Source organism: Candidatus Berkiella aquae, assembly GCF_001431295.2.
Taxonomy (GTDB): Bacteria; Pseudomonadota; Gammaproteobacteria; order Berkiellales; family Berkiellaceae; genus Berkiella; species Berkiella aquae.
Genome location: NZ_LKAJ02000001.1, coordinates 2,798,848 through 2,812,092 on the forward strand (window position 1 = coordinate 2,798,848; position 13,245 = coordinate 2,812,092).

Annotated in this window: 10 protein-coding genes; 5 read left to right on the forward strand and 5 right to left on the reverse strand. The window is 37.3% G+C overall.

What is annotated here, in order from left to right:
* The first annotated feature begins 73 nt into the window (after nt 1-73).
* The gene (locus tag HT99x_RS12230; RefSeq protein ID WP_075067050.1) at nt 74-826 is read left to right on the forward strand and encodes a hypothetical protein; all 753 of its coding nucleotides are present in this window, start codon (nt 74-76) and stop codon (nt 824-826) included.
* Here HT99x_RS12230 and HT99x_RS12235 read toward each other — a convergent pair.
* Nucleotides 813-1,862, reverse strand: coding sequence for a Ulp1 family isopeptidase (locus tag HT99x_RS12235; RefSeq protein WP_075067049.1), 1,050 nt, complete (start codon nt 1,860-1,862; stop codon nt 813-815). The genes HT99x_RS12230 and HT99x_RS12235 overlap by 14 nt on opposite strands.
* A gap of 159 nt (nt 1,863-2,021) precedes the next feature.
* Between HT99x_RS12235 and HT99x_RS12240 the strand changes: the two genes are divergently transcribed.
* Nucleotides 2,022-5,360 carry an AAA family ATPase gene (locus HT99x_RS12240; RefSeq protein WP_083482944.1) on the forward strand — a complete coding sequence of 1,113 codons (3,339 nt, stop codon included), beginning with the start codon at nt 2,022-2,024 and terminating at the stop codon, nt 5,358-5,360.
* An 18-nt stretch (nt 5,361-5,378) separates the two neighbouring features.
* Here the strand turns inward: HT99x_RS12240 and HT99x_RS12245 are convergent, their stop codons facing one another.
* The 3 genes from HT99x_RS12245 to HT99x_RS12255 all read right to left on the reverse strand — a co-directional run bounded on the left by HT99x_RS12245 (nt 5,379) and on the right by HT99x_RS12255 (nt 8,423).
* Entirely contained in the window at nt 5,379-5,837 is a 459-nt protein-coding gene (locus HT99x_RS12245; protein ID WP_075067047.1) for a YbaK/EbsC family protein, read from the reverse strand.
* A gap of 172 nt (nt 5,838-6,009) precedes the next feature.
* Nucleotides 6,010-8,007, reverse strand: a complete 1,998-nt coding sequence (locus tag HT99x_RS12250) for an ankyrin repeat domain-containing protein (protein ID WP_075067046.1) — start codon at nt 8,005-8,007, stop codon at nt 6,010-6,012.
* An 80-nt stretch (nt 8,008-8,087) separates the two neighbouring features.
* Nucleotides 8,088-8,423, reverse strand: coding sequence for a hypothetical protein (locus HT99x_RS12255; RefSeq protein ID WP_075067045.1), 336 nt, complete (start codon nt 8,421-8,423; stop codon nt 8,088-8,090).
* Between the two features lie 369 nt (nt 8,424-8,792).
* On the opposite strand from HT99x_RS12255, the gene HT99x_RS12260 reads away from it, so the two are divergent.
* Together HT99x_RS12260 and HT99x_RS12265 are read left to right on the forward strand one after the other, a co-directional pair.
* Entirely contained in the window at nt 8,793-9,986 is a 1,194-nt protein-coding gene (locus tag HT99x_RS12260) for a hypothetical protein (RefSeq protein WP_158003407.1), read from the forward strand.
* A gap of 204 nt (nt 9,987-10,190) precedes the next feature.
* Nucleotides 10,191-10,511, forward strand: a complete 321-nt coding sequence (locus HT99x_RS12265) for a hypothetical protein (RefSeq protein WP_139016628.1) — start codon at nt 10,191-10,193, stop codon at nt 10,509-10,511.
* Between the two features lie 57 nt (nt 10,512-10,568).
* Here HT99x_RS12265 and HT99x_RS12270 read toward each other — a convergent pair whose 3' ends face one another.
* Complete coding sequence (locus tag HT99x_RS12270) at nt 10,569-11,009, reverse strand: PepSY domain-containing protein (RefSeq protein ID WP_075067042.1); 441 nt, start codon at nt 11,007-11,009, stop codon at nt 10,569-10,571.
* A gap of 189 nt (nt 11,010-11,198) precedes the next feature.
* On the opposite strand from HT99x_RS12270, the gene HT99x_RS12275 reads away from it, so the two are divergent.
* Nucleotides 11,199-13,127 (forward strand): hypothetical protein, encoded by a 1,929-nt coding sequence (locus HT99x_RS12275; protein WP_075067041.1) that lies wholly within the window; start codon nt 11,199-11,201, stop codon nt 13,125-13,127.
* Nucleotides 13,128-13,245: the final 118 nt, after the last annotated feature.

A 13,245-nucleotide genomic window follows, 5' to 3' on the forward strand; every position in this document is an offset into this window, starting at 1 on the left:
TTATTTCTTAGCCACTCTCCATAAAATGCCGATAATTTTATACAACTGTAAGTTTTAAAAACATCAATCGATTATGCAAACACAGTGGGAACAAAGTAAAATATTCATCATTACGATTTTAGCCATTTCGTCAGTGAGCCTTTTATTTTTAATTTTTACTTTAGATAAACTACCCCAAATAGCGACTTATATTCACATTCTAATTTTTGCAACCGCAATCACATTACTCGTTCACTACGCGCAAAATAAAAAATTACTTTCACTGTGTCTTTACCTTGTGATAATGATAGTTTATAACCCATTTATTAATCTTCTACCTAATATTGAATTATGGAAAATTGCCCATATTGCGGTACTCATCATTTTTTTAAAAAGCATTTTTGAATTATCTTATGCTGACAAACTAAATGAAACGACTCGTATTGCCTTCAAATTGAATAATTATTTAATTGATTTAGAGCGACAGATATCACATTTGACTTTCCATGAAACAATTATGGTCATTAAACGCGAGTATGCTAAAAATTATCGATTAGAAAATGATAAAGTCTCTTGGCAAGATAGAGATTTTCCCGATTTCGAATTTTATATATTATCGACTTACTATGCACAAGGTCAGAAAAAGAAAGGAGGTATTAGCGCAAAAGGCAAAAATGAATTTAAAAATATTGAGATACATATCAATTTTAATTTAACACATCATGTGAAATATGCAGTGCGTGAAAAAGAAGGGTCTTTAAAAACATCCTTGTATGGAAAAAAATTAAAACTCTTGCTAGTTAAAAAATTTCAATACGTTGATCTAGCAAAAGTTATTGATTTCTAATTTTCCTTGTCGAAGACAAAGTAACCGGTGTTTCATCCTCATGAATTTTTCGAGCAAAACGATCAGCAATATCCTTTCTAAATGACGAATAATCACAACTTCCTTTTGAGGGACGTGGCAACGTTTTGTTTTTTGCCGTTCTTTCACCCCAAAAACAAATCGATGCACCACAGTCACGATTATTATCTTGCTCTGGGATCTGGATATGTTCTTTTTTCACCACTAATTCTTCTAGATCTTTCTCAGGAAACATTGCTTGGAGAAAATCAACTGCTTTATCAAGAAAATCTTGTGTTTTGGTATTCAATGAATCTAAGCAAAAAAGATCATAACGACCATCTGTCCGTTTATTTATAACCACTAAGTACCAATGCGTATCATCGCACATTGGCCATAAAATTCTTCTTGATTGTAATTTTACTTGCATTGCATTAAAGATTTTTTCTTTTCTTCTTAATTGTTCACAAAAATTTGGCTTCACTGCAAGATCACTGTTAAGCACACTGACGGAATAATCTTCTTCTAATAAATTAAAAAAAGCTTCAATGGTTGAAGTATTCATCCATTCATCTTTTAATAAGCGTCTTGCCGATTCATCTTTAAGATCGGGATTTAAAGCAATTAATTGTTGTAATGCTTTCACTTTATCTTTTGCGCTATATTTTTCCTGCGCTAGCGACTTGACACGAAAATATCCTTTGCGAACGGTTTCTAACGTAGCACTCTTTTTTACAGTGTCACCCATTTCAAGCTTTTTTAAATATTGCAAAGTTAAGGTATGTTGTTGTAATTTGAGCGCTTTTTCTGCTGCTGATTCTTTGTCATCCTCTTCCAATACAATCGCAATAGTATGCTTGGGTCTTCTTGAGGAGGGTTCAACTCGTTCTGCCTCTTCTTCAGAAGAAACCAAGTCTAATTCTGAGCCCTCGTCGGAATCCGAAATTTCAATCAGTGAATACTCTTCTCTTGATATCTCATCATCTTCATCCGTAATATCTATAACCTCCGGTTTTTTAACCTTAATCCCGTTTTTCATTGCCAACGACCTCTCTACAAATCAGGCCAGAATTATAACTAAATACAAAAAAAATGTATAGAATGATTTAGAAACGTGTCAATACACTATTTACTCTTAATAATATATGGTCGATAAGGATGACAGTCGATTACCATAAAAGCCTTTAGCGTTGTAAAAATGAGTGATATATCATACATTTTATTAATGATAGGTCTCGTCATACTCGGGATTGTTATCGCAAGCTATTTCTACAAAAAAGTAGTAAAGAAAGAAACTAACAACGATAATAAAGCAACCCAGTGGCTATTTTATATCATTTTCTTCGCGACTTTTGCCATTTTTATCCATTTTATTGATAAGCCACCTGAAACGAAAAAGACTTCTCAATCTAAGATGACGCCCCCATCCCAACCATTACAGCTTTCGCAACAAGAGAGCAATGAAGATGCCCAAGAGTTCGAAGAAGCTGAAGATTTCAAAGAAACCACTCATAGCGATCCAGCAGAAAAACCTTCACCAACCATAGAAAGACCGGTTGCATTTAAAGGTTATCGTAATCTGACGCAAAACAATCTAGATTATGATTTATTAGATCCAACGGATATCACAACCGGTTATGAAAAATTAGTTGGCTATACACAGGTAAAAGCGAAATTAGAGTCTTTGCTAAAAATCTTAGCCAATTATTCTAGCAATCTTAACAAAAACACCACCATACCCCATGGGTTATTGCTGCATGGACAAGGTTCGGAAGATTTAACGAAGCTCGCTTTAGCTATTGGCAAGCATTGGGGGCAAAAAGTGATTGTCGTCAATGGTCCTGATTTTGGCGTTGATGGCAAAGGGCGTTCACAAATTCGTGAGCTTTATGCTGACTCTATTACACTCGCTCCCCTTGTTGTCATTATTAAAGAAATTGAATTTTTATTACCCGTAGATTCTCATACCAATATCGATTACCAAGAAAGTATGCAACGTTTTTATAAATGGTTTGATGATCTCAATGAGAATAATCAACCGGTTTTAATCGTTGGTTTAACCGATAATTTATATAAAATCGATCCTGCCGCATTTAAATTAGGGCGTTTTGATTATCAAATTCAAGTAGAAGAACCTAACGAAACAGAGCGCAGTGAATTATTAAAAATGCTATTTAATGACTTTAACATTAAAGCAGGTGATATTAAAAATATACTCAAACAAACAGAAGGTTTTTCCAGAAGCGATCTTTATCATTTTATTAATCAAAGCATGTTAAAAGCCAACCTAAATAATAGTCGGGTTTCAGAAAAAGATCTGACATTTGCATTGCAATATACCATTGAAGCAAAAGAAAATTACGATAGATACAAAAAAACATCATCACTAAACAAAGATTTTCAACTGATAACACCTGATGAAATCACGAATCGCTTTAGTGATTTGGCTGGTTTGCAAGATGTTAAAGAAGAATTAAAAGATGCGCTTGACGGTTTACGTGAACCTGAAAAATATGCACGGATCGGAGCGATTCCGCCTCGAGGTTTTTTACTTTATGGTCCACCAGGCACCGGTAAAACCATGATGGCACGAGCTTTGGCCGGAGAAAGCCAAGTCAATTTTATTAATGTTAGCGGTTCAGAGTTTATTGAAGAATGGGTTGGTACAGGCGCTATGCGCATCCGTAATCTCTTCAATCTAGCAAGGCAAAATGCACCTTGTATTATCTTTATTGATGAATTTGACGCTTTGGCTGTCAAAAGACAATCTGATACAGGTGGTGGCGGTAATAATGAACGTAATCAAACGATTAACCAATTACTCGTTGAAATGGATAATCTTGATAAATCCCGTAATGCCAATGTTTTTATCATGGCGGCAACCAATAATATTAGTGCGCTTGATAAAGCCGTTTTACGCCCTGGACGATTTGATAGAAAAATATTATTTCGACTACCCAATGATGAAGAACGAAAGTTACTTATCACACAGATCCTTCACACAAAAAAAATCAAGATTGATTTTGACGTGGCAACACTCATAAGCAATACCAAAGGCTATTCTCCTGCTGAACTGAATAATCTCATTAATCAAGCCATACTTTATGCAGCCAAAAAAGGCAAAACATCGATATCTGAAGAAGACATCAATGCAGTACGCAATAAAGTGTCTGAAGAGATGCTATCACTAACCAAACAGGATATTGATTTGGATATTGAAATATTTCGCCCTAATCAATTAAACAGTAACTTTAAATCACTTGCAGGATTAGATGACGTCAAAAAAGAACTATCGCAAATGATTTCATTCTTAAAAAATCCTGAAAAAGCGCAAGCTGCAGGCATTAATATTCCACGTGGCTGGATTTTCCATGGGCCACCCGGAACCGGTAAAACGTCTTTAGCCAGAGCGGTTGCAGGCGAGAGCGGAGTCACTTTTATCTCAACCAGTGGTTCGGCATTCGTTCAACAGTGGGTAGGACTTGGCGCAACACGTGTTCGTGAGCTATTTGAAGTCGCAAGACAATACTCACCCGCTATTATTTTTATTGATGAGATAGATGCGGTTGCATCAAAGCGTTCCAATAACAGTGGTGGCGATGAATATGCCCAAACAACCAATCAATTACTGGTTGAACTTGATAATGTGAATAAAGAGCGCAACGCTAACATTGTCGTTATTGGTGCAACCAATCGACTCGATAAATTAGATGAAGCGATGACACGCCCTGGTCGTCTCGGCAAAAGTGTCTATATTCGTTTACCCAATTTAGCAGAACGTGAACATATCTTTAACATGTATCTTGCCAAAATAAAACCCGCTAGCGATGTCGAAGCCAAAAAACTGGCTAGCACCACTGGCGGATTTTCCGGAGCTGATATTGAAAATCTGGTCAGCGAAGCCGCCATGATTGCCTATGAGAATAATAAAGCTAAAGTAACGATGAATGATTTTGAAAATGCCAAAGATATTATTTTATTAGGACGCGAAACGAAAGCCAATGTCTTACCCGATGAACAAAAAAATACAGCTTATCATGAAGCAGGACATGCGATTGTCGGAATTTTTTCAAAAAATTACCCATTAAAATTTTACAAAGTGACCATTGGCGTAAGAGATGAAACATTGGGTGTGACTTTCTTCGAAGAACATTTAGAACGCTATGGATACACCAAAGAAGCCTATCTTGATATCATTGCAACTAAATTAGCAGGTAAAATTGCTGAAGAAATGATCTTCGGTAAAAATTATGTTACGAGCGGCCCATCTAATGATTTAAAACAGGCAACTGAGCTTGCGCAAGATATGGTAAAGAAATACGGTATGGGAAGAGATGATAGTTACATTGCTTATGAATATCTTGATTCCCCATCTAGAGAAATTGTTAATCAACAAATTGAAGATATCATAAAAGAATGCGCAGCCCGAGCTCAGAAAATTCTTACAGACAACCGAACTCGCCTTGATGCTTTAGCCAAGGCATTACTTGAGAAAGAAACACTTTCTCATGATGAAGTGATGAAAATCATCCGCTAATCGACGCACTATAACTGTTCAGTGCGCTACTGCTTCTTTTGGTTTCACCAATTTAACGAAATCTTGATAAGCGATTTTAATTGCCTCGGTATGTGTCCCTGCATTGAAGACAATTTCTTTATTATTCGCCAAGCTTTTATCAACATAAACGTCAATATCATATAAATTACCAAAAGGTGGCATCGCACCTAATTCGCAGTCTGTAAACAATCGATTAAAATCCGTTTCTGATGCTAAACTAATGGTTGCTTCATGCAATGATTTTTTCAACTTATCAAAATCAAGCTCATAATTTGCTGGCATCACCACCATTGCTGGCTTATCTTTCACTTTGATAATAACCGCTTTAGCAAATTGGTGCTCAGGAACATTACACATATGAGATATATGCTGTGCTGAATAAGCTAAAGGGTGAGCAATCGATGTATACTTCACTTCATTTTGCTGCAGATACGCTTGTAGTTTTTGAGACGGCATAGCTCATACCTCCTCAATGAGTCTTACTCTCATATTATAACGCTATTTAAATGCGAATAAATGTGCATATGCTGCGTCGTGCGGCCTCGGGAAAGAACGCTACTTGCCGCGGCTTGACCGCGGCATCCATAACGAATCCTGGATCCCGCTGTCAGGCCACTCCAAGGCAAAACTATAAAATAGCCAATGGCATTTCTTCAGGTAATGGATTGGGAGAGGCCACATACATAACCACTGGCATCATGGGTGAATGCGCTACTATCATTTCTGTATCCCAGACTAAAACATCTTCTTCACGCAAAACTTCTAACGGTGGGTTAAATCCTGGAATTTCATAACCTTTGTCAGCGATAAACTCGATGAATTGAGGAGTCAATTCGTTGCTATGCATTTCACAATATTTTGCAAAATCGCCTTGATGTGCGTCATCGGTTAAAACATCCAGTATTAATTCCGCGCGCTCTCGTTCTTGTGGCGTGCTTAATGTCATATGATAATCAACCAAGATATCGCCAAGTGCAGCGACTTCTAAAAAAGGATCTTCAAGATAGGTTTTTAATACATAAGTTTGATGAAAGTTACGATATTCATCAAACCATTGTTCTGCAACATCAAAAGCTAAATCAAGATTTCCTGTCGATTTTGCCATTTCAATAAACATGAGTGCTTTTTGTGCTATTTCTTGGCTATACCAAGCGCAATTACCATAAAGCTGTTCTGGCATATTGAAAGAATAGGCATCATTTCGCTCTAATCCTAAATCATAGAACTCTTTAAATTCTAAATCTATCTGATCGCGATTATTTAAGATGAGATAAATATCATCAACCGTTAGTGCAAAATGCATATCATAGGCATTCAAGCCAGATTCTAACTTTGAGAATCTTTCGCCTGAGTTGGCAACCATGAAAAGATTTAATTCTTTATCCAAAATAATATCGATTGCATGACCATCCCATCCCGTCGTTAATAAAATGGTTTCTCCATTCTCATAGCGATTGAATAAATCAACACTAACTTCAAATAATCCTACTTGTTGAGCGACAATTGCTGCTTGTTTAAAATGATTTTCAGTCTGCTGGATTATTTGCCATTTTTCTTGAGTAAAGCGCTGTGCATTTTGCAGAAATGGAGCATCATCTACCTCATACGATAGTAATATATTTTGATAACCGTCATCATCAACTATCGTACTTTGTGATTTTGAAAAGGCTCCCAATGTTTGCACTGCTAAATCAACGGCTAAAAATGAAAAATAACCGGATGCTGTTATTTTGACCTTATTAGGTCCAATCAGATAGGTATAAACTTCCTCGGAAGGAAATGCATGTAACAGATTTTTTGCGCTCGCATAATGGTTCATGACCGCACTTTTATCAACCGCATACAGATGCTTCACTGTCTGCATGATGCGATCATAATACTGCTTATCATTGATAGATATGGCGAAATCATAATAAAAGACAGCGGTGGGTTTTACTTCATCTTCTGTATAGACCCAAAGTGCATTCTTATTTTTAAACGCAGCAAGCTCTATTTTGCTTAATGCTAAATCAAATGTTTTAAAATCCCCTTTCTCATGACTTTCAACCGCATTTGAGAGCATGATGAACACTAAATTATCCCAATGATCGGGTTGTGCTCCTTTATTGAGTAAATAGCTAAATACTTGCGTATTGGGGGAATAACCTGCGGCTAAATCAAGTGGTGTATAAGCATATTCATCCATGCGATAGGTCTTTGCATTAATATCAGCTCCATGGTCACACAAATATTCTACGACCGCTTTATGACCATACATAACCGCCATATGCAAAGGAGTACTACCAAATAAATCTTGTTGATTTACATTGGATCCCTCAGCCATTAATTTCTTCACTAAAGCAAGATCACCAACCCTGGCTGCTTGATGTAGTGAAAGATGAATAGATGAAGCGTGCTGCTCAGAAGTATTGAAAATAAAGGGACGAGAAGAAGGAGTCTCTAATTTTAACTGTTCTACGATTGCTTCGGCATTGAAGTTGACAAGCTTTACATCGGTTAGAGCAGATTCAACACAGACAATAGCTTCTTGTCTGTTTGCTTGTTGAGAGATATCAATGTGTCGCTTATTGAGCACCACTCTCAACATATCTAGCTCGCTGGTGGCAAAGTGAGATGTCCTTGGCACGAGAAGCCTCCTTCTTACGCTTAACGCTAAAGAGGCAATCTATCCATTAGATGCATGATTGCCTCTTCAACAATGCAAAATTAAGCCATAATCCAGTTATAGGAAGTGACCATAAAGCTAGCTGCGCCTTTGCAAACTAAACCGCCTGCAACAGCACCTAAACCAACGCCAGCTACGCTTGCAGCAACACCGGCAGCAACGCCTGCACCCGCTGCAGCAACATAACCAACAAATCCACCACCAACTGCGCCGAGGGTCATACCCGTTACGACTGAACCGTAGCGAAATGAGTCTTGATCGGTTACGCTAATTAAATAAAGAAAAGTTTGAGCAGCAGCAACCGGATCGATAATCATAACGTCATGACTTTCTGCACCGCTTACCATAGAAGATTCTGACAAAGTTAACTGTCTCATTTTGTAATACCTCTTAATTTACGACGACATTAGCGCTGCCACATTATCAGTATCGTAAACATGCTTTCAAGTAAAAAATATGCGCCATTTGGATTATATTAGTTCTATGGCTGACATTTTTTTCGGATTTATTTTCAATAAATACTCAATTTTTCAGCAAATTTAATTTGTGGTTAGATGGCTTTATTGATAATATTGGCCGCTCTCTCATAAATAATATTCTACTAACTAAATATTCATTTATGACTGTTATATATAATTATTTCTTGTTGTGTCGCTATGAGGTTGACTATGAAATATTACGCTATCTACTCAACAGTTTCTGTTGATAATGCGCAAAATGCACAAGTATTACGTGATGCATTTCCTATGGACAAAGAAATTGATGTCACCACGTCTTATAATGATGCCGTTAAAATTGCTAGAGACGGTCGTGAAGGCAAAAAACAACAATATCCCATTTATGAAATCACGACTAATGGCAAAAAGGGAACACATGCCGATACGTTGGATTTAGCAAATGGCGAAGTCATCAATATTTTTAAACTGACCCCTAATGACGCTAAAGATTTTCAATTAGTCAGCGCATCATTAGCTCACGTTAACAAAAAGTACAAAGCAGTTGATTTAACTGCAAAAGTAGCTAAACCTTCAGTAAGCTCAGAAGAAGAAGTATCTCCATCAAAAGATGCTTCAAATGAAGATTCAAAAGATGCTTCAAAAGATGCTTCAAAAGATGCTTCAAAAGATGCTTCAAAAGATGCTTCAAAAGATGCTTCAAACGAAGATTCAAACGAAGATTCAAAAGCAAGCAAATCTGCTAGCGAAGAAAAATCTTCCGCTAAAGAAGAACCCGCTAAAAAAGACGAAGACAAAAAGACTGAAGAAAACAAAGCAGAAGATGCTAAAAAAGCTGACGAGAAAAAAGACGAAGATACCCAAAAAGCAAGCAGCTCCTATGTTACTGCTGCAAGCGCTGTCGCAGGTGTTGGTATTGTCGCTACCGGTTTCTGGTTCAGCGGTTTTTACCCAAGCGCCGTTGCATTATTAGCTAAAGCGGGCTTAACCATTCCTGCTGCTGCTGTTGCTGCACAAGTAGGCGTTTCTCTTGCTGTAGGTATCGCTGTTGTCGGCGTTCTTGCTCTTGGTTACTATGGTATCAGCAAATTATTTGGTTCTTCAGAAGTTCCTGCTACTGATGAAAAAACCAAAGAAGTTGAGAATCGTACCGAAGATCAGAAATATCACGATGATTTGAAAGCTAAGCAAGATCTTACAGCTAAGCTTGCTGAACATTTCACCTCCAAGGCTGACAAACAGTTCTTAGTAGAGTTTGACAAAGTATTGGATCTTGATCACACCGCTGAAAGAAAGTTCAAGAACGGCGAATTGATGAAGAAACAACCTGCTGCGACTGACAAGCTTGTTGCGTTTGGCTTTAAAGCTAAAATGTTAGCTAAAATTGACGCTCTTACAGGCAAAGATCGTACAGCGAAAGAAGCTGAAGTTTTAGCAGAAGCGAATACTCGCGTTAAAGCTAAATCTTTACACCGCGCACTGTAAGAAATTCGTTTTCTAACGATATTTTTTGCAAGCCATTTAAAAACCCGCTGTGCGACTGTACAGCGGGTTTTTTTATTCTGTTTAATCGCTGCTCATTTTCCCAGCAAACTCCCCAAGAACCTTTTATTCCTGCCGAAATAGTCTATAGGTCGATTTACCCTTCGAACCTATACGTAAACCATGGTTAGATTAATGGAGTTATCTATGAGAAGAGTCATAATGAGTCTTGCGGTTGCATTGACAGCCGTGACAGGCGCCACCGCTGCGCAAGCAGGTTGTTGCGAGATTGGCAAACCGCATTATCGTTGGAATAAATGTATTCCAGACTACTATCAATGCTGTGAGCACAAAAATGGTTATTTTTATGCTCAATGTGGTAAATGCAAAATCCCAGATTATCAATATACCAGAGTGATGCGACATGCAGAATGCCCTTATGGACTTTGCCATAAGTGCTCACATTATCGTGGCTTCTATCGTGTCTACAATCATGAAGGGTTATCTTACGAAATTTATACTCGTTAATAACTCAAATGAAGCACTAAGAACTTTGTTTCTCAGTGCTTCATTAAGCTAGCGCTTTTATTTTACTGTAATTTCACCTGACTGCGCATTCACGAGTAGTTTCGTTTCCTTACCTTCTTTACTTAATGCTTTGACTTCATATTCTTTGCCTTCCGTATCAATTTTTGAAATATTACGATATCCTGCATCTTCAACTTTTTTCGCAATTTCTAATGCAGAAAGCAAGGCTAACCCTTCTTTAGGTTTTTCAATTTCACCTGTTTTTGCATTCATTTTAACTTTTATTTCTTTACCCACCGCATTTAAAATTTTTGCTTCATAAACACCATCTTCAAACTCAATTTTCTTCACCACATTAAAACCTTTTGTTTGTAAGCTATTGAGTGCTTTTGACATAGGCATCATATCGCTTGTAATGGCCTCCTTTGCAAAAACGCTTGATGCACTCATGGTCATCAGTGCCCCCATGCAAACGGCTATCAAAGTAGATCTGCTCATGATAAGACTCCTTAAATTAAAACAGTGTAAAAAATAGCTGCGCTTAATTTGCACGGCATCACTCAATTACATAGACCTATTTTTGCAAGATAACAATTTCTTAAAGCACAATTTAAAGTGCAACTGCCTTGATTTTAAAATCCAAGTAGCGTAGTTTTTCTTTCTTTTTTATGGTTAAAAGAGGTCTTTATGATTGGCGCACCCATCACTTTTAGCAGCAAAATGTTCGAACATTTTGAGTGTATTTACTCGCTCGCTAATAAACACTTTGGTGGCATCAAAGTCGTGTCAGGGGCAACCATTCGTGAAACCATCACACGTTTACAACAAGAATTACCATGGATAATGAAATTTCGGGCAGAAGACATTGAACAAATGGCAACCCTTTCAGATGTCACTCAAGGGTTCAGTCAATTATCCCTAAAAGGGGCGTCCAAAAAAGATACTGTCAAACTAAAACAAATGGCCGCTAATATTGGACTAACCCCAACCAATTCAGGCAAAAAAGATTTTTATGAAGCATTACATAACCGATTTATGGCGTGCTTTATTTTATCTAGTCATGTCTTTAAAACATTATATGACCACCAAGAAGATTTACAAAAGACAAAAGAGCAAGAACAGATATTTCATGAAGCCATTAGACATTTTCTTTTATTAGGGTGTATAACAGGTCTTAACATTGCTGTTTATCTCACCCACCCTGCGCATGAAAAATGTGATCCCAAAAAAATATCAACTGTGCTTAATACGATAAACAACTGGAATACGCTGCTTGAGACTTATCATTTACACATAGCAAAAGAAAATTCTTTTGAAGAAATGCGTCTCCTATTTATTCAACATTTTTTAGCATTTCAGGATATGACGATTCAAAAAGGAATATTCCTGCCAATGTTCTCTAAGCCATTGGATTCGATTATCGATTTTATGAATCAACCTCAGACAGAGCAATTCGTTATCCCGGCTCAAATGAGATTACCTTTTTCGACTAAAGAACTTTTATTTCATGTTAAAAGAAAAAATGATCGCGCCATCCAACTAGGAACCGCTAGCAATATCGAGGTTATGCTTCCTCTTAAAGACAGCCTTCATTGCCCATCTAAGGATTCTCTCAAATTATTGGCTGATAAGCTCCAAACTATTTATAAGAATCAGCAAACCAAAGGTTCACAAATATTATTTTATTATGGTAGCCCATATGGCAATGTCGATCTTTTCAACGTCCACTATGATGCAACTCGTTCTAAACTCATTGTTGTCAATATCCATCCTGAGCGTTGTGGTGCACAACATGATCTTTTAAGTAATCTAGAATATCTTTTACGAAGCCGCCGCATTCCTTTGCATATTTTTGCCTGCCAAGCGGATTTTGGCTCGTTACAACAACATGCTGCGGTTTATGCCCTTCGTCTTTGCAGCTTGATTGCACAAGTGCCCGTTGCTCGCCTTGAGCGAGAAGCCATTCCCTGCCCTGCTTTTATTGATACCGTCCATAAAAGTGAACAGCGCTTGGGGATTATCGTCAACGTTAGTTGGTTTCCCATTAACATCTTAGGTGATAAAGCAATTCTTTTAAAAAGCACGTTGCCGGAACTACGTACTTTATTAGGAAAACGATTTGCAAACTATCAGACCCAATATGATTTAACAGAGGCAACCCAGGATATGCCCGATATGCTCTCTACTTATGCGGACTATTGTCGCAAATGGCTTGGGCTCACCTATTTTTGCAATCAACCATTTCGAGGAATAACCATAGAAAACATTGCTCAAAAATTAGCTTCAACTAGTGATGGTCAAACCATTCGGCGCGCTGCTGCAGGATATTGTTCTTTACGTGAATTCGAGTTTGTTATAAATCATTTTAAATCAACGCAAAATGAAGCGCTACTACATAAACCGGCAAAAGAAAAAGACTACACGCCGTTACATTGGGCACTAAAAGAAAAACAAGGCAAAAGAGCCGCTTTATTACTCAATGCGACCACCTTTGCCGCTGATGAATTAAACGAAAAAAATATGTATAACATGAGTGCTTATGATTATTTTGCAAATGCAGCGGATGATTCTACATTAAAAAATAATGCCGTGTTGCAGCGGTGTTTGAAAAGGTAAACGCTCTATAATGCCCCTTTTTATACAAAGGGGGCGTACAGTAGGATACAAACCAGTAGAATAGATAACATCCTTTAAATAAAATGAATGATAGTTTATGAATTAAGAAAAGATACCC